17 protein-coding genes are annotated in these 16,489 nt (G+C 49.6%); 5 read left to right on the top strand and 12 right to left on the bottom strand.

Features of this window, described 5'->3' with window-relative positions:
* The first annotated feature begins 88 nt into the window (after window positions 1-88).
* The 4 genes from P771_RS0110455 (at window position 89) to P771_RS17240 (ending at window position 5,105) form a co-directional block, all read left to right on the top strand.
* Complete coding sequence (locus P771_RS0110455) at window positions 89-1,441, top strand: MFS transporter (protein WP_208595964.1); 1,353 nt, start codon at window positions 89-91, stop codon at window positions 1,439-1,441.
* Window positions 1,442-1,570: 129 nt separating this feature from the next.
* The gene (murJ, locus tag P771_RS17245) at window positions 1,571-3,115 is read left to right on the top strand and encodes a murein biosynthesis integral membrane protein MurJ (RefSeq protein ID WP_337833574.1); all 1,545 of its coding nucleotides are present in this window, start codon (window positions 1,571-1,573) and stop codon (window positions 3,113-3,115) included.
* Between the two features lie 19 nt (window positions 3,116-3,134).
* Window positions 3,135-4,340, top strand: coding sequence for a DUF1015 domain-containing protein (locus P771_RS0110445; protein WP_028575108.1), 1,206 nt, complete (start codon window positions 3,135-3,137; stop codon window positions 4,338-4,340).
* A gap of 9 nt (window positions 4,341-4,349) precedes the next feature.
* Window positions 4,350-5,105 carry a tRNA1(Val) (adenine(37)-N6)-methyltransferase gene (locus tag P771_RS17240; protein ID WP_051617260.1) on the top strand — a complete coding sequence of 252 codons (756 nt, stop codon included), beginning with the start codon at window positions 4,350-4,352 and terminating at the stop codon, window positions 5,103-5,105.
* Window positions 5,106-5,151: 46 nt separating this feature from the next.
* On the opposite strand, the gene P771_RS0110435 is transcribed toward P771_RS17240, so the two are convergent.
* From P771_RS0110435 to P771_RS0110395, 8 genes are all read right to left on the bottom strand, one after another.
* Complete coding sequence (locus tag P771_RS0110435; RefSeq protein ID WP_035244291.1) at window positions 5,152-6,597, bottom strand: cobyrinic acid a,c-diamide synthase CobB; 1,446 nt, start codon at window positions 6,595-6,597, stop codon at window positions 5,152-5,154.
* Between the two features lie 32 nt (window positions 6,598-6,629).
* Window positions 6,630-6,860 carry a dissimilatory sulfite reductase D family protein gene (locus P771_RS0110430; protein WP_208595963.1) on the bottom strand — a complete coding sequence of 77 codons (231 nt, stop codon included), beginning with the start codon at window positions 6,858-6,860 and terminating at the stop codon, window positions 6,630-6,632.
* Window positions 6,861-6,926: 66 nt separating this feature from the next.
* Entirely contained in the window at window positions 6,927-8,090 is a 1,164-nt protein-coding gene (dsrB, locus tag P771_RS0110425) for a dissimilatory-type sulfite reductase subunit beta (RefSeq protein WP_028575105.1), read from the bottom strand.
* Between the two features lie 12 nt (window positions 8,091-8,102).
* A complete protein-coding gene (gene dsrA, locus P771_RS0110420; RefSeq protein ID WP_028575104.1) occupies window positions 8,103-9,416 on the bottom strand; it encodes a dissimilatory-type sulfite reductase subunit alpha in 1,314 nt (437 codons plus the stop codon).
* 229 nt (window positions 9,417-9,645) lie between these two features.
* Window positions 9,646-10,281, bottom strand: coding sequence for a tetratricopeptide repeat protein (locus P771_RS0110410; protein WP_028575102.1), 636 nt, complete (start codon window positions 10,279-10,281; stop codon window positions 9,646-9,648).
* Window positions 10,282-10,296: 15 nt separating this feature from the next.
* Complete coding sequence (locus P771_RS0110405; protein WP_028575101.1) at window positions 10,297-10,653, bottom strand: hypothetical protein; 357 nt, start codon at window positions 10,651-10,653, stop codon at window positions 10,297-10,299.
* A gap of 3 nt (window positions 10,654-10,656) precedes the next feature.
* Window positions 10,657-11,367: a YkgJ family cysteine cluster protein gene (locus P771_RS0110400; RefSeq protein WP_028575100.1), complete on the bottom strand. Its 711-nt coding sequence runs from the start codon at window positions 11,365-11,367 to the stop codon at window positions 10,657-10,659.
* Window positions 11,368-11,567: 200 nt separating this feature from the next.
* The gene (locus P771_RS0110395) at window positions 11,568-11,756 is read right to left on the bottom strand and encodes a ferredoxin (protein WP_028575099.1); all 189 of its coding nucleotides are present in this window, start codon (window positions 11,754-11,756) and stop codon (window positions 11,568-11,570) included.
* A 134-nt stretch (window positions 11,757-11,890) separates the two neighbouring features.
* Here P771_RS0110395 and P771_RS0110390 point away from each other — a divergent pair, with 134 nt between their 5' ends.
* Entirely contained in the window at window positions 11,891-12,475 is a 585-nt protein-coding gene (locus P771_RS0110390) for a VOC family protein (protein WP_028575098.1), read from the top strand.
* Between the two features lie 71 nt (window positions 12,476-12,546).
* Here the strand turns inward: P771_RS0110390 and dsrP are convergent, their stop codons facing one another.
* Genes dsrP through dsrK form a run of 4 tightly spaced genes read right to left on the bottom strand, consistent with a single transcriptional unit; the run spans window position 12,547 to window position 16,485 of the window.
* Complete coding sequence (dsrP, locus tag P771_RS0110385) at window positions 12,547-13,704, bottom strand: sulfate reduction electron transfer complex DsrMKJOP subunit DsrP (RefSeq protein WP_028575097.1); 1,158 nt, start codon at window positions 13,702-13,704, stop codon at window positions 12,547-12,549.
* Window positions 13,705-13,714: 10 nt separating this feature from the next.
* A complete protein-coding gene (dsrO, locus tag P771_RS0110380; protein WP_028575096.1) occupies window positions 13,715-14,479 on the bottom strand; it encodes a sulfate reduction electron transfer complex DsrMKJOP subunit DsrO in 765 nt (254 codons plus the stop codon).
* On the bottom strand, window positions 14,480-14,863 hold the full coding sequence (gene dsrJ / locus P771_RS0110375; protein WP_028575095.1) for a sulfate reduction electron transfer complex DsrMKJOP subunit DsrJ: 384 nt from the start codon (window positions 14,861-14,863) through the stop codon (window positions 14,480-14,482).
* Window positions 14,863-16,485 (bottom strand): sulfate reduction electron transfer complex DsrMKJOP subunit DsrK, encoded by a 1,623-nt coding sequence (gene dsrK / locus P771_RS0110370; RefSeq protein ID WP_028575094.1) that lies wholly within the window; start codon window positions 16,483-16,485, stop codon window positions 14,863-14,865. Before dsrK ends, dsrJ begins: the two co-directional genes overlap by 1 nt.
* Window positions 16,486-16,489: the final 4 nt, after the last annotated feature.

Genomic DNA, 16,489 nt, shown 5'->3' with positions numbered 1-16,489 from the left:
GGGCAGGTCGGAAAACAATTTGTACAAATTCCCGGTTTAACGTAGATTTATTCATATGGTCTTAAATATTTATCCTGGATTCTTTCCCTTGAATAGTCAATCCGTTCAAAAACAACTGGCAACCCATCACAAGGCCTCCCGTAAAGAAATTTTCGGATGGGCCATGTTCGACTTTGCCAATCAGGCTTACACTACCCTGATTATTACTGTAATTTTCGGGGTGGTCTTTACCAGGGTCATTGTTGGAGACGGGCCGGATTTCAGGCTGGGCAATCTGCTCTGGAGCCTGTCTTTATGCTTGAGCTACGCCCTGGTGGTTTTCCTGGCTCCGGTCTGCGGGGCCATCATGGACCATGCCGGGGCCAAGAAAAAATTCCTCTTTGCCAGTTATGTGCTCACGATCATCTCCACAGCCTGCCTCTATTTCATCATGCCCGGGATGATCGTTCTTGGCATGGCCCTGATCATCATCTCCAATTTTGCCTACTCCATGGGTGAACCATTCATTGCCGGGTTTCTGCCGGAGCTGGGACCTCCGGAATCCCTGGGCAAGATATCCGGTTTTGGCTGGGCCCTGGGCTATGTCGGTGGCCTGTTTTCTACCGGCATAGTTCTTCTGGGACTGGGAGGGATTACTGAAAGTAATTTTGACAATTTACGCCTGACAGGTCCGCTGGCCGCCATATTTTTCATGCTGGGCGCGGTGCCAACTTTTTTATGGCTCAAGGAAAGAAGGACCGCTCAAAAACTGAACAAACCGATTGCATACATAAGATCCGGATATCAGCGCATCCGTTCAACCATCAGTGATCTTCCGGCCTACAGGGATCTGGCAGTCTTCCTGGTTTCCCTGTTCTTTGCCATGGCCGGACTGTATATCATTATCAGCTTCACCTTTATTTACGGCGACCAGATCATCGGATGGGAACCCAGGTTTCAGATGCTCATGTTTGTCCTGACCCAGCTTACCGCTGCCTTTGGTGCCCTGCTGTTCGGTTTCCTGCAGGACAGAATCGGGGCCAAAACTACCTTTAACATCACCTTGGGGTTGTGGATCGTATCCATCGTCATGATTTATTTCACCCCGATAATTACTTCTGAAGTCAACAAAATGCTCGGGCTTGAACTTGAACCCCAGCACACCTTTCTTCTGGTGGGCTGTCTGGCCGGAACCGGGTTGGGGTCGGTCCAGTCCTGTGCCAGAACCATGGTCGGCATGTTCACCCCTCAAAACAGAGGAGCTGAATTTTTTGGATTCTGGGGCATGGCCACCAAGCTGGCCGCCATCTTCGGCATCCTGGGCCTGGGCATACTTCAAACCTTGGTCGGACTTCAGTCAGCCGTGCTTCTCTGTCTGCTCTTTTTCGGCCTGGCTCTGACTGCAAACTTCTTTGTCAACGAACAAAGAGGCCGACAGGCGGCTACAGACAACAGCCTGTAATCTTGGGCAGGGTCCTTAAATATTATGGACTTGATCCTGCTTGAACACCCGGTTAGTTTATGCCTGGCAGATTACCAAAGACTTGCAGCGGATCCATAACCCCAGATCAATCCTCAACCGGAAAGTTAATTGAACTCCGACCAGTCCAGCCATACATCATCAAGGGCCATGGCCCGCAACGCCTTTGTTGTGGGCGGTGCTACTTTTCTGAGCAGGATCCTGGGATTTGCCCGGGACCTGATCATTGCCTTTGCCCTGGGAGCCGGACCCATTGCTGACGCTTTTTTTGTAGCTTTTCGGCTTCCCAACCTGCTGAGGCGTCTTTTTGCAGAAGGTTCCCTGACCATGGCCTTTGTGCCGGTCTTCACCAAGATCAAACATTCCCAGGGTACAGAAGAAGCTTATGCCCTTGCCAGGTCCGTTCAAATCTGGCTTCTGATGATTGTCGGACTGATCACCCTGGCAGCCCTTGTTTTTGCAGGCCCCATCACCGGCATTATTGCCCCTGGATTTAAAAGCAGTCCGGAAATTTTTGACCTAACCGTCACCCTGGTAAGAATCTGCTTCCCATACATACTGTTCATCTCCTCAGTGGCTTTATGCATGGGAATCTTAAATTCCATGAACCACTTCTTTGCCCCTGCTGCAGCCCCGGCCCTGATGAACCTGACCCTCATCGGATTTGCCCTGGCTGCCTACCTGAGCGGTGGAAACGTAGCCCTTTACCTGTCCATCGGCGTTTTTGTTTCCGGAATTGTCCAATGGTACTTTCAGTACCCCTTTTTACGGAACATCAACTTTTCCTGGAAAGGGGACTATTCTCTGAAACACCCCGGGGTACTCAGGATAGGCAAGTTGATGCTCCCTACAGTCCTTGGAGCGGCTGTTTATCAGTTAAACATCCTCATCGGCACGGTCCTGGCATCATTTTTGGCTGCCGGGTCCATATCCTATCTCTACTATGCCGACCGTCTGGTCCAGTTTCCTCTGGGGGTTTTTGCAGTAGCCATCAGCACGGTTGCCCTGCCCTCTTTGTCCGTTTTGGCCGGAAAAGGAGACATGGAAGGATTCAAAAGAACACTTAATACCTCTCTGGGCCTAACCCTTTTTATTGCCCTGCCTTCTACAGCCGGCCTCATCGGCTTGAGCCACCCGCTTATTGATGTGATTTTCGGCAGAGGTGAATTCACTGTGCAGGCGGTTCATGCTACATCCCTGGCCCTGGTGGGGTATGCTGCTGGCCTGCCGGCCTTTTCCTGCGTACGCCCGCTGGTTTCAGCATTTTACGCTCTGGAAGACACCAGAACCCCGGTCAAAATCGCCGTCCTGAGTCTGATAGTTAATATCGGCCTGGGAATCCTCCTGATGCAGAAGCTTGACCATTTCGGACTGGCCCTGGCAGCCAGCATTTCTTCATGGGTCAACGTAATCCTGCTGGGGCTGGCCTTGAAAAGAAAAACCGGACAATGGCTGACTGGCAGTTCTGATCTCTGGAAAATGGCTGCAGCAAGTTCTGTTTTACTTTTTGGAACAAAGTATTTATCAGTAACCCCCTGGATGGCCATCGCCCTGATCCCGGCTTGGGGGGCATTTTACTTTGCCCTGGCCATGGCCCTGAAGCTTCCCCAGGCTTTGATCATCTCAAGGCTGCTGCCTGTAAAAAGAAACCCTTAAACATCATAAGTGTAAAAAAATGCCTGAATTCAAGCCACTGAACTTTTTTCGATACAACTGGTCCCATTCCCGAATCAAGCCTGACCAGGTGATATCTCCTCCTTATGACGTGCTGTCGCCTGATGATAAGAACAAGCTGGCTGGTGAACCATTTAATGTGGTCCACGTGGATTCCCCTTCCTCTTACCAGGCTGCTGCCCACACCTTGACCGACTGGGTCAAAAACAAAATTTTGATCCCTGACCAGCATGAATCCTTTTATGTCATGGCCACTGATTATCAGGCCGGCAATTCATCCAGGACCAGATGGGGTGTTTTTGGCGGTCTCAGACTGCACCCTTTTGAAGACCGGGTGGTCTTTCCTCATGAACAGACCTACTCTAAAGCTAAAGATGACCGCCTGAATCTGATGAAGACCACCCAGGCTCAGCTGAGTCCCATCTTTGCTGTTTATGATGATCCTGCCCTGGTTCTGGAGGATATAGGACAGGCCTGCCTGAACCAGGAGCCCATGATAACCTTTAACCAGGAGCATGGAGTAAAAAACAGGCTGTGGAGAGTACCAGACCAACACAACCAGTCTATCCAAAACCTGGTGTTGAGTAAGAAGGTTTTCATAGCTGACGGACACCACCGGTATGAAACTGCCCTGAATTATCAGCAGTCCATGGGCCGGGAAGCCAATGCTCCCTGGAACCATGTTTTCATTTATTTAAGCAATATTTCTTCTCCAGGATTGGAAATATTCCCCTACCACCGGATTGTTTCCCGAAATAGGTCCTTTGAATGGGAAAAAATCAAAAACCAGGCCAAAAGTATTTTTACTACCTCTCCTGTTTCCGGGCCTGAATCATTGTCCGCCCTGACCCGTCCAGAGGCTTTTGTCCTTTATGAAAACCGGAAATTTACTCTTTTCACCCCGCTTGAAGAGTCAGCCGATATCTTCTCCCGGATCGGTGCACATGTCCTGGATAAACTTTTCTTACGCCAGGCCATGAGGTTGAGTGATAAGGACCTGTCCTCCGGAGAATTCCTCAGCTACACCCATGACCAGAATCAATGCATTGAACTGGTCAATTCAGGACAGGCCCAGGCTGCCTTTCTACTTAAGCCCGTGCCTATGGATATCCTGGGGCAAGTCTGTGAAACCGGCCAGGTCATGCCCCGAAAATCCACTTACTTTTTCCCCAAACTGCCCACCGGGGTTCTTTTCCACCTCTGGTAGAGGCAAGAAATGCTCAACAGCCAGCCCGCCCATCCTCAGTTTTTGTTCCCGCGCGGACTGTCCCAGCCTGAGCAAGGATTTCGCTTCTCAACTGACTCCTTGCTTTTATCCACATTCATAACTCCAGGAAATTCAAGCAAAGTAGCTGACCTGGGCTGTGGCTGTGCAGTCATCGGTCTAGGCCTGATTCTTGCCAACCCGGGCAAGAAAATCCAGGTATTGGGACTGGATAAAAGCCCGGAAATGATCAGGCATGCCCGGATAAACATCGCCCGATTAGGACTGGATGATTGCTGCAGTGCTCTGGAGAAGGATGTTTCCGAGGTTGTAAAAAGTGATCTGTATCCTGAAAGCTTTGATCTGGTTTTGCTGAATCCCCCCTACAGAGATCCAGGGTCAGGCAGAATGCCGGCAGATGAGTCCAGAAAAGCCGCTTCTTTTTGCACTGCCAATGAGCTGGGGTTATTTTTTGAGGCAGCCGGTTATCTTCTGAAAAGAAAATCCCGGCTGGGAGTGGTCTTTGCTGGAGAGCAGCTGGACATGCTCCTCAGCTCCATGGGACAAAAAAGACTTATACCCAAAAGGATGATCCCGGTTTACGGTACAATAAAAAAAAGGGCATCACTGGTTCTGGTGGAAGCCATCAAGGATGGGGGAGCAGGCCTTAAGATATTACCTCCCCTTGTCCTTTACAATCAGGACAACACCCTGACAGACAGGGCTCTTGAGTTCTGTCCTTTTCTGGGATGCAACTCTCGCAGGTAGGTTTTTATTTGATTCTGACCGAATCCGGTAGGGGTTCAGTTAAGTCTTAACAGCAGACAATGTCCGGACATGTTCCCTGGCCATTCTTTTTAAAGTCCAGGTATATCCTTGCAGCCCGGACAAAATTACTCGCCCATCCCCTAGCTCCGAACGAGTGGATATGGGTGTAGCCGGCAAGGACATTTCTATAGACAAGCCCGTCAAGTCCTTTGTCAATGCCCACTCCCCTTTGAAGTTGAAAGCAGAAATCCAGACCCTCTGGAACAGGAATGCACCTGGAATAGTGAAACTCGTGCCCGGTTATCCTGGTCCCCACCGGAAAAAATGGATTCTGTCTGACCACAATGGCCTGGACATATCCGTGTCCCTGGGGCCTGGGAAAGAGTTTGGTCCGAAGCGGGAGGATACCGCTCATGGAAAAGCACCGGTTTTCATACTCCAGGCTTTCAGCCAGATACATAAAGCCGCCGCATTCGGCATAAATTGGCAATCCTTCCTGGGCCAGGATTTTTAACCTGCTTCTTACCGGATTGTTTTCGTCCAATGCCTGGGCCATGGTTTCCGGAAATCCACCGCCCAGGTAAAGACCGTGAATTTCAGGCCAGGAACCTTTGCACAGCAGGCTCAAATCTACCAGTTTTGCCCCATGTCTTTCCAGATCATCCAGGTTTTCCTGATAGTAGAACCACAAGGCTTTATCTCTGACCACTCCGATGGTTGGTCCTGGCCTGGGCGAAGATATTTCAGGAACTTTTTCCAGGACATCATCTTTTACCGGGGGGGCCTGACTTGCAGCTTCAAAAACCTTATCCAGGTCAACGCATTCTGAGACGACCCTGCATATCTGGTCAAAAATACCTTCCTGGCCTTGATGTTCCTGATCAGATATCAGCCCCATGTGTCGTTCGGGTATGGGGTTTGCTGCCAGTTTGGGCAGTGCCCCCAGGACCGGAATGTCAGTATATCTTTCAATGGAGGAACGGGTAATGGTTCTGTGCCTTTCTCCGGCTGTTCGGTTGAGAATGACTCCGGCCATATTCAGGTCTTTTTCAAACATCCGGCAACCAAGTACCACTGCTGCTGATGTCCTGGTCATCTTTGTGCAGTCCATGACCAGCACCACAGGACACTCCAGAATCCTGGCCAGCTCAGCAGTGGAGTAAGATCCCTGGACGTCTTTACCGTCAAACAGGCCCCTGTTACCTTCGATAAGAGCCAGGTCAAAATCACCGGCATAGGACCAGAACAATGATTTAACTTTTTGGGTGGGAAATAAGAAAGGGTCCAGATTAGACGTATTATGTCCTGTTGCCAGGGATAGCCATTTGGCGTCTATATAATCTGGGCCCTTCTTAAAAGGCTTAACTTTCAGACCTTTCTGGGTGAAAAGCCTGCAAAGCGCTAGTGAAACTATTGTTTTTCCTGACCCGCCTTTGAGGCCTGCCAGGGTAATCCTGGGAAAATTCAGAAAGTTATCAGTCTGCTGTTCCACAAAGGGATCTTATGGAAAAACTGATAAACAGTCTAGCCTTCTTCAGTCTTGCCGGCATCTTTCATGCCGTACATGGTTGTGCTGCCGCTGGACCAGAAAACAAGCTTTCCTTCTTGAACCAGTGCTGTGAGGAGTTTTTTGACTTCCCTGGACTTCATATCCGGGAAAAGCTTGGTAAAATCATTGAAGTAAAATTTAGTTTTTGACTTTGACTTGGATTCCAGGAAATTAACAATCTCCTGTTTTGCAGCTTCTTGATCCATATCCACCTCATCCTTTGTTTTAGGCGCCGCCTTTCCAGGCGGCGCCGTACTGGTTAAAAACCCCAACTAGAACTTGAAGTTGGTTGTCTGTCTCCAGGTATAGTAAGCTGGATCACGGAAATCGTCAATCAGGTGATGGGTGAACTCGAGGTCACAAGCCTCAAAGAAACGCTCCCACCCAATCCGTTCAGCCCAGTCACCAACGCGCTCGTACTTGCGGGCACCCTTGGCATAGGCTTCAACGATCTGGCGAACAACCTTGACCAGTGTTGGCCAGCGGGGTGTTTCATTGGGAATAAAGGCTACTACAACCTTGGAGAACTTGGGATTGGAGATCCGGTTGGAAACCTTTCCTCCAGCCATAATTACCAGTCCGTCACCTTCGCCATCAGTCAGGGGCAAGGCAGGACACATGGTGTAGCAGTTACCGCAGAACATGCAGCGCTCGTTTTTGATTGCAACAGTCTTAACGGTCTTGTCCTCGCCGGTCTTGGGATCCTTGATGGTGGTCTTGGAAGGCCTGATGGCCGCTGTTGGACATGATGAAACTGCCAGAGGAATTTCACACAGGTTTTCCAGGTTCTCATGGTCAATGATGGGGGGCTTGCGGTGATAACCCAGGATGGCGATATCAGAGCAATGCACAGCACCGCACATGTTCAGGCAGCAGGCCATGGAGATTCTCAACTGGGCCGGAAGCCTCATCTGCTGGAATTCTTCAAACAGATCGTCCAGAACAACCTTGACCGTACCGGAAGCATCAGAAGCCGGGGTGTGGCAGTGGATCCAGCCCTGGGTGTGGACAATATTGGTCACACCAGCACCAGTTCCACCCACAGGAAACTTGAAGCTTCCGCCGGGATGCTTGCGGGAGGCCAGATCTTCCTTCAAAGGAGCGATCTTGTCCTTGCTGTCCACCATGAACTCAACATTGTTCCTGGTGGTGAAGCGGACGTAGCCGTCGCAGTGTTTGTCTGCAATATCACAAATTTCGCGGATGGTCTCAACGCTCAAGAGCCTGGGAGAGCCAGCGCGAACTGTGTATACTTCTTCTCCACTCTCGGCCTTGTGCATAAGAATGCCGGGCTCAAGAATTTCGTGCCAGAGCCATTTGCCTTTGTTATTCTTGATAACAGGAGGCAAAAACTCTGAATAATGTCTTGGGCCGATATCGGAAATCCTGTTTTCCATCGGCTTGTCTGGATTGTATCCTGATGATATAAAAGCCATTTCTTACCTCCCTTATTTCTGGTGACGTGATCTGTAGTCTGCGATGTCGCGGTCCCATCCGCCGGGTACTTCTTCTTCCTTCCAGAAGATATACGGATTGGTCCTGGGTTCCTGCACATGCTGGGGCATAGGCGGAATACCGGTCACTTCGAGCAGCCTCTGGAAGCCCATTCTCTTCATGGTCTCACCAATGCGCTCACGGTTCTTGCCTTCTTCCATCCACCAATCCCAGATGTTTTCAATGACTTCCTTGATCTCATCATAAGGCTCTTCGGCCTTGATGAAGGGAACAAGCAGAGAGCCCATCTGAGCACCATCCAGGATCGGGGCCTTGGCACCGACCAGAATGGACAGACCACGGTCATTACCAATGCGCAGGGCTCTGGGCATGACGTTCAGACAATGCATGCAGCGGGTACATTCCTTGTCATTGATCTTCAGCTTGCCATCTTCCATCCACATGCACTCGGTGGGACACAGATCAATGACCTCTTTCTGCAGATCAAAAGGACCCCAGTCCTTGCCGGCATGGGCTCCACCGTTGGGGGAGATTTCCCCGCCGGCATAGGCAGCCACTGCTTCCTGATCAATGCGGATTTCATCACGCCAGGTTCCGATAAAGGAGAGGTCAGAACGGGCAATAGAAGCTACGCATCCGTTGGGGCAGGCATCAAATTTGAACTTGAACTTGTAGGGGAAGGCCGGCCTGTGCAGCTCATCCTGGTATTCCATCGTCAGCTGATAGCACAGCTCCTGAGAATCATAACAGGCCCACTCACACCTGGACTCGCCAAGGCAGCACTCAGGGGTACGCAGGTTTGAGCCGGAGCCGCCAAGGTCCTGGTTCAGGTTATGGGTCAGCTCAAAAAAGATTTCCTCAAGCTGCTCGGTCCTTGTGCCCAGGAAAACGATGTCCCCGGTTGAACCGTGCATGTTGGTCAGACCGCTGCCGCGGAAATCCCAGAGATCGCACAGCTGGCGCAGGAAGTCAGCCTTATAGTACTTGGCTGCAGGCTGGTTAACACGGACAGTGTGAAAGTGAGCAACGCCAGGGAACATCTGAGGCTGGTCGCAGTACCTTCCGATAACTCCGCCGCCGTATCCGAAGACTCCAACGATCCCGCCATGCTTCCAGTGAACTTCGCCTTCTTTATATGAAAGCTCCAGAACACCAAGAAGATCATCACAGACATCCACAGGAATCTGGTACTGAACTTCGTTCTCTTTGGCATGTCTCGACTCGGACTGCCTCTTCATTTCAGACACGAAACTCGGCCATGGACCGCTTTCGAGCTGATCCAACAAAGGGGTTTCACGTTTAGGCATTGAAAATCCTCCTTGAATTATGGTTACAACCTTATAATAAAAAAAGCCGCCCCATTTATGATCAATGAAGCTGACGGCTTCACAACGCCTGTATCCCTGAAATATCCTGATCTGTCTTGTGATTTTTCACACAAAGGAAATCCATTGTCAATACAATTTTCCCTTGAATGCAGGGCCTGTATCGGCCAAGAGATGAGACTGCCAAATCTGAAGGCCTGAATGGTATTACTCAGGATTTCTCCGTGGCCCCAAGTCCGGCCTCCAACTCATCCAGGACCTCCCGGGCAACCTCATAGCCGGTTTCTCTGGCCTTCTTAAAGCATTCTGCTGCACCAGCATAATCTTTCTTTTCCATCAATGCCAGTCCCTTATTGTTGTATGCAGGTCCGAATGTGGACTCCAGTTCAATGGCCTTGTCGCTCTGGGCGATGCACCCGTCCACATCACCCTGCATCAGATAAGCACTGCCCAGAGTGGCGTGGGCCTGGACAAACTTGGGATCAAAGGAAATAGCCCTTTTCAGGGACGCTATAGCTTTGTCCACTTCATTTCTCTGGAGATGGACAAAGCCCATATTACCATGAGGGACTGCAAAGCGATGTCTGACCTTGCTGGCCATCTGGTTATAGCTGAAGCATCCGTCAAGATCGCCTTCATTCATGGCCAGGCCGCCAAGCTGAACATATGCCTCTGCAATATCGGAATTTTTTCTGATGGCCTCCTGAAAGTAGTGCTTGGCTTTTTCAAAGTCACGCTTGGCCAGGTAATTAACTCCGATATTATAAAGGGTTATCCCGCAATCAGGGTCAGACTTCAATCGCTCTTCCAGCTCCTTTATCTGCTGATCAGGCGTCATTCTGGTCATTTTTATCTCCTATGGTTACAAACCGGTTTTGAATTCCTTTTTTTCCCTTTCCAGAAGATCCCTGTACCATAGGGAAAACTCGTACATAGCCCTGCACTTATCGTCTCCATTAATTATCCCGAGGCACATTTCCAGAACGCCCCGTCCATATGCATTGCTGTACTCTTCTGGCTTACATTCATACAAAAAGTCCCGCATCAACTGCTTGCTGGTTCTTCTGGTCGTATCCGTCCTGATATCGATGGGATTCTTGGGCTCCTGAAAGGGATCCCACTTGTCATAGCCTATACGGTCGATGAACTTCTTTCTCCTGGGCGAAAGAGAGTCGTACATGGCCTTTTTCTGGTTGCTTTGGTTATTATCTTCTTGCATCCCCTACTCCTTGGGTCCCATGACCCACTCTTTGGTTGGAGAATCCTTTGCAGCAGCTGCTTCCTCCTCCCTGGCCCCCAGATATTCCCGGGAGTAATCAGTCAGAAGAGACATGGACACTGGAACCAGCATGGAATCCAGGTGCGGGTACTTTGAATTCAAGGCCTGGGAAATTTCCCGGCTCAAAGAGATGAGCCGCTGATGTATCTTATCCATATGTACTGTAGGATATTGCTTTCCTGGCTCAAAACCTGAAAGAGAACAGCTGGCTGCAAAACCGCCCATATCAAAGGGAATCCCGTAAAGGCGGCAGGTAATGGGCCTTTCCTGATAAAGGACACACCTGTTCTCAATAAGCAGTGGGCAGCAGACCTTTGCCATTGAAGCCTTTTTCAGTATCTCCTGCTCGTTTGCACCCTGCTGATGTTCCTTATAAAGCTTTTTTTTGATTTGATGCGTCTTCCGATCAGCCTTGTCAGCTTCAATAAGGATTTGATTCCTTAAATCCGGATCCAGCAAAGAAAACTTGTGGTTCAAGTACAGTGATTCAACAAGGGTCAGGTCAAAAAGGGCATGGCAGCACTCAGTACAGCCGTTGTCACACCTGACTTCCTGGGGAAAATCCTGCTTCATTTTCAAAAACACCTTGTCTACTCCGCTCATAAGATCTTGGTATTTTTGAAAATATATATTCAAATCTATTCCCAGATCCATAAATCCCTCCTTGGCTTTTTATACCTGGATCAAAAGAATTAACTATAAACTTTTTTACGCTGATTCACAACCATGAACCAGGTGCAAATCACCGAAGAATCTTGAAGAGTCAAAGGAATTGGTTTAGACTTGATACAAAATCGTGCAGATGGAGTGGTGAGAGGAATCAGGGGGACCTAAGCCCCCCTGATTTTTTTGATTTAAACTTCTATCACTGTAATAGCTTCGGTCTCACAGACCTCAACACAGGACTCACAGCCGAGACACTCTTCCATGTTCACCGGATCAGCCTTGCCGTCGTTGAGTTCGAATACTTCAACCGGACATACGTCAACACATTCGCCGTCGCCGTTACACTTATCAGTATCAACCGTTACTTGCCAACCCATAATAAAACCTCCAAGATTAATTAGTTTAGGAAAAACTTAATTTCCCCATTGAACCAAAAGTAAACTGGAATTAGTCAAAATTACAAATTAATGTCAAGCTGGATTTTTCAAATATATTTTTAAAGGAGTTAGCTATGCAGCTTAAAGGGATAAATCATCTGGCACTGGCCACCGGCAACATGGATGGGACCATAGTCTTCTGGCGCGACCTTGTGGGTCTCAGGCTCATAGCAGGCCTGGGCAAGCCCGGATACAGACAATATTTTTTCGAACTAGGCCCCATGAACATGCTTCTCTTTTTTGAATGGGAAGGGGTCGAACCACTGCCGGAGAAGGATCACGGCGTACCGGTCCACGGCCCCTTTGCCTTTGATCATCTGGCCCTGGAAGTGGAATCAAAGGATGATCTCTGGACCATGTATGATCGTCTTTGTGCTTCGGATTTCTGGGTATCTGAAGTCCTGGATCATGGATTCATACTGTCCATCTACTCATTTGATCCCAACAATATACCCATTGAATTTTCCTGGAGCAATCCAGAAGTCGACCTGAGAAATAACCCGAGAATGCTGGATCAAAATCCCTGCGCCCAGGCCTTACTCGGTCCTGATCCTGTTAAGGAACAGTTAACCCCAGTGACCAGACCCACTCCGGATAAGGAAAAAATCGTTTATCCGGGTGAGGGAAGCCAGTTCATAAACAAAAAAAATAAATGGTAATGGGCCGGTATCCGACCCGGCCCATTACCTTATTATGCTTTGACTGCCAGGTTTAAGCCGGTGCCAGGCCTTTATGCCTCGATTTCCTTCTTAACTCCGACCGCCACCTTATAGAGGATGGTCAGAATCAGAAAACCCTTGGCCCAGATGGCCAGGGTAATCAGCAGTTCAGGCTGGGTTGGGGTATAAAGCACCACCTGCTTCATGGGGTTGGGGATGAATCCAGCTGAGATCAGCCCAAGTCCCTTATCAATCCAGGTACTCAAAAGAATCAGAATACAGGAAAAGGCCAGAACGTTTTCAGCCTGCCTGTTTCTGGGATTAAGCAGAATGATCACCGCAATGACCCCGGCAGCAATGGCTACCCAGCTGAAGGTCGCCAGGGTGGTATGTCCATCAAGGCCTAAATACAGGAACTTGTAATGGTACAATTTGTCAGGAATCTGACTGTAAAATGCGGTGAAAACCTTACAGGCCACTATGAACAGATGTACGCTCATGGCATAGACAACAATCTTGGCCAGAGCCTGGATGGATTCCTTGCCTGGATCCCACTTGGCAAACACTTTAACGGCCAGACCAAGAAGGATAAGCAGAGCAGGACCAGCAGCAAATGCTGAAGCCAGAAATGAGGGCGCCATGACTGCGGTCAGCCAGAAGTCCCGACCAGGAAGGCCTGCATACAGAAAGGCTGTAACAGTATGGATGCTCACAGCCCATGGAATGGACAGATAAATGAAGGGCATAATCCACTTGGGAGGAGCCACCTGTTTCCGTTCAGACTGCAGCGTGACCCAGCCAATAAGCAGGTTCAGGAACAGATAGCCGTTCAGGACTATCATATCCCAGAACAGGATTGAATTCGGTGAGGGGTGAAGCAGCACATTCATCAGCCGCTGTGGCTGTCCAAGGTCAGCTATGATGAACATGAGACACATGCTCACTGCTGCAATGGCCAAAAATTCACCCAGGATGAGCATCCTGCCAAAGGCTTTGAAATTATGCAGGTATTTTGGAATTACCATCATGACCGCTGAGGCTGCCACTCCAACCAGAAAGGTAAACTGGGCAATATAAAAACCCCAGGATACGTCACGATTAAGGCCGGTGATGCCCAGGCCCTGTTCGAGCTGCATCATGTAAGCTCCAGCCCCTACTCCTATAATGGCCAGCAAAAAGAACAGCCATCCCCAGTAAAGAACATTTCCTTTTATAGCTTTTTCAAGCATCTCACACCCCTTATATTAGATAGTAAACGTTAGGACCGGTGCCCAACTTGGGTTTTCGGACCAGAGAGTATCTCTCCCTGAGGGCCCTTCTGACATCAGATGAAGAGTCAGAAAGATCGCCGAAAAGAAGAGCTCCTTCGGATGCCTCAACACAAGCCGGCATCTGCCCCTTGTCCAGGCGATGGGCGCAGAACTCGCACTTTTCTACAACACCTTTGGTTCTTGTGGGATACTCTGGATCAAGTTGTTCAAGATATCTTCGGGGATCAAAAAAGTTGAAGCTCCTGGAACCGTAAGGACATCCAGCCATACAGAACCTGCAGCCGATACACCTGTGAAAGTCCATGAGCACGATTCCGTCTGGACGCTTGAAAGTCGCCTTGGTGGGGCAGACCCGTACACAGGGAGGATTCTCACAGTGGTTGCACAGGGCCAGGAAAGGCTTATTAGCCATATCCGTCAGGTTGGGGTGGGACTGGTCGTAAAATAGATTTCTAAAGGGCTCAATCCAGAGCCACTTAATATTCTGGTTGGAATCGATTTCAGGGACATTGTGCAGGGTATGGCAGGCCTCAATGCACTTGTTCATGACCTGCCTGGTCAGTTTCTTGGTGTCAACAGCCATGGCCCACTGAGTTGCACTGAGCTGTTCCTCCCCTTTAAAATACAATTTCGGGCCAGCCTCAACAGCAGCCCCGGCCAGGGAAGGGCATATACTCCAGCCAAGGGCGGCAAAACCAGCCATCCTGATGAATTTTCTTCTGCTGCTCTTCATTTATTCAACCCCCTGTGGCTCTATGTGACAATCCCAGCAGTAAGGATCTACTGATACAGAAGCATGGCAACGGTCACAAAACTCTTCTTTGTTGTTGTGACAGTTCATGCAGGTCTTGGTGAGACTCATGGGATACATCTGTCCGGTCAGCATGCTCTGGTATTCGCCGTATCCATCCCGAACGTAGGCGTCACGCCACTCGTTGAGCATGGACATGTGTTCGGCCCGCATGTACTCGACACTTTCCACGCAGAACTCATGATCCTCAGGCAAAACCAGCTCAGGAGTGCTGTACGCGGCGCTGCCTATATTGAACCAGAACGGAAAGGTCATAAGCAGGCCAAAAATGACCAGACCCGGTATAATCTTATTGGCATGATACATTATTCTTCCTCCTCCTTACCAGGCAGTGTTTCACCACGAAGATCAGTCTCTCTTTCCTGCTCGCCCGGCAGAATCAGGGCGTTGCCTACAAGCTCATGCAGCCCGCAGACCTCAACACCAGGGACCCAGTAATTAACCGACTGAGTAAGGGTGGCCCGGTCAATGGCGCATATGCAGCTGAGCATATTAACCCCGTGTTTGTCGTGCACATACTTGACAGCGTTGGCCCTGGGCAGGCCGCCCATCATACGGATCTCATCATTCTCGCCTGCGTTGAGACCTGATCCGCCGCCGCAGCAGAATGTCTGTTCCTTTGTAGTGCCCTCTGGCATCTCATAAATATTGTCCAGGACACTCTTTAAGACATACCTGGGCTCCTCAAAAAAGCCCATCCCCCTGGATGTGTTACAGGAATCATGGAAGGTTGCCTTAATCGCGGCATTTCTGGATTTGTCAAATTTTAACTTTCCGTTTTTGATCAGGTCAGCGGTGAACTCAACAATATGGACCATTTTGGTTGTAGCTGCACTGTCAAACCTGGTGCCCGTAATGGGGGAAACAGGTACATCCAGAAAGTCGGCCGGGCCGTTCATGGTGTCCATGTACTGGTGGATCACCCTCCACATATGTCCGCACTCACCGCCCAGAATCCATTTAACACCAAGGCGCTTGGCTTCCATATACATTTTGGCATTAAGCCTCTTCATCATCTCATGAGAGGTGAAAAAGCCAAAATTTCCGCCTTCTGATGCATAAGTGCTCCAGGTCACATCCAGGCCGTATTCTTCTTTTAAATAATGGAAGAGCATGAGATAGCCCATGCAGGTGTAGGTGCCTGGATCAGCAAAAACGTCTCCTGAAGGCGTGACAAAAAGGATGTCCGCCCCGACCTTGTTAAAAGTCGGCTCAGGTCTTATTCCGCATATCTCCTCAATATCATCACAGAAAAAGTCAATCATATCCTTAAAGGCATGAGGCTGAATGCCCAAATGGTTGCCGGTGCGGTAACAATTGGCAACAGGCTTGGCAATCCAGTCGATATTCAATCCCAGGAGATTGAGCAGCTCCCGACCGATGATGGTTATCTCGGCCTGGTCAATGCCATAGGGACAGAATACTGAGCATCGGCGACATTCAGTACACTGGTAATAGTAATACCAGATCTCCTTGAGCACCTCTTCGGTGAGCTTGCGCCCTCCGGCAAACCTGCCCAGGATCTTGCCAGCCTTGGTGATTTCTCCTCTATAAATGGACCTCAAAAGCTCAGCCCTGAGTACGGGCATATTCTTGGGATCTCCAGACCCGATAAAGAAGTGACATTTGTCTGCACAGGCTCCGCAACGTACACAAACGTCCATGAAGATCTTAAAGGAACGAAACTTTTCCAGTCGCTCCTTAAGACCGCCGATCACGATCTCCTGCCAGTTCTCCGGCAGCTTCCAGTCGTCATCCAGTGGATTCCATTTGCGGGGATTGGGAAGTCCGACATATTCCAGGGCCTCAGGATCACCTGCGTAACAGTATCTTCCGGGCTTGATCTGAGCCGGAACATCCATCCAGTCCTTTTGCGGCGGCCTGTGGCTGATGCCTTTGAACAGTACATCCGGTTTCTGTATTGCCATTCTT

Origin of the sequence: Desulfonatronovibrio hydrogenovorans DSM 9292 (assembly GCF_000686525.1) — a bacterium.
Lineage (GTDB): Bacteria > Desulfobacterota > Desulfovibrionia > Desulfovibrionales > Desulfonatronovibrionaceae > Desulfonatronovibrio > Desulfonatronovibrio hydrogenovorans.
Note: the sequence above shows the minus strand (reverse complement) of the source record. Positions and strands in the feature narration are given on the sequence as shown.

Coding starts and splice junctions, on each gene's coding strand:
- P771_RS0110445 (WP_028575108.1), top strand. CDS start 3,135: ATGCCTGAATTCAAGCCACTGAACTTTTTTCGATACAACTGGTCCCAT.
- P771_RS17240 (WP_051617260.1), top strand. CDS start 4,350: ATGCTCAACAGCCAGCCCGCCCATCCTCAGTTTTTGTTCCCGCGCGGA.
- P771_RS0110430 (WP_208595963.1), bottom strand. CDS start 6,860: ATGGATCAAGAAGCTGCAAAACAGGAGATTGTTAATTTCCTGGAATCC.
- dsrB (WP_028575105.1), bottom strand. CDS start 8,090: ATGGCTTTTATATCATCAGGATACAATCCAGACAAGCCGATGGAAAAC.
- dsrA (WP_028575104.1), bottom strand. CDS start 9,416: ATGCCTAAACGTGAAACCCCTTTGTTGGATCAGCTCGAAAGCGGTCCA.
- P771_RS0110410 (WP_028575102.1), bottom strand. CDS start 10,281: ATGACCAGAATGACGCCTGATCAGCAGATAAAGGAGCTGGAAGAGCGA.
- P771_RS0110405 (WP_028575101.1), bottom strand. CDS start 10,653: ATGCAAGAAGATAATAACCAAAGCAACCAGAAAAAGGCCATGTACGAC.
- P771_RS0110400 (WP_028575100.1), bottom strand. CDS start 11,367: ATGGATCTGGGAATAGATTTGAATATATATTTTCAAAAATACCAAGAT.
- P771_RS0110395 (WP_028575099.1), bottom strand. CDS start 11,756: ATGGGTTGGCAAGTAACGGTTGATACTGATAAGTGTAACGGCGACGGC.
- P771_RS0110390 (WP_028575098.1), top strand. CDS start 11,891: ATGCAGCTTAAAGGGATAAATCATCTGGCACTGGCCACCGGCAACATG.
- dsrP (WP_028575097.1), bottom strand. CDS start 13,704: ATGCTTGAAAAAGCTATAAAAGGAAATGTTCTTTACTGGGGATGGCTG.
- dsrO (WP_028575096.1), bottom strand. CDS start 14,479: ATGAAGAGCAGCAGAAGAAAATTCATCAGGATGGCTGGTTTTGCCGCC.
- dsrJ (WP_028575095.1), bottom strand. CDS start 14,863: ATGTATCATGCCAATAAGATTATACCGGGTCTGGTCATTTTTGGCCTG.
- dsrK (WP_028575094.1), bottom strand. CDS start 16,485: ATGGCAATACAGAAACCGGATGTACTGTTCAAAGGCATCAGCCACAGG.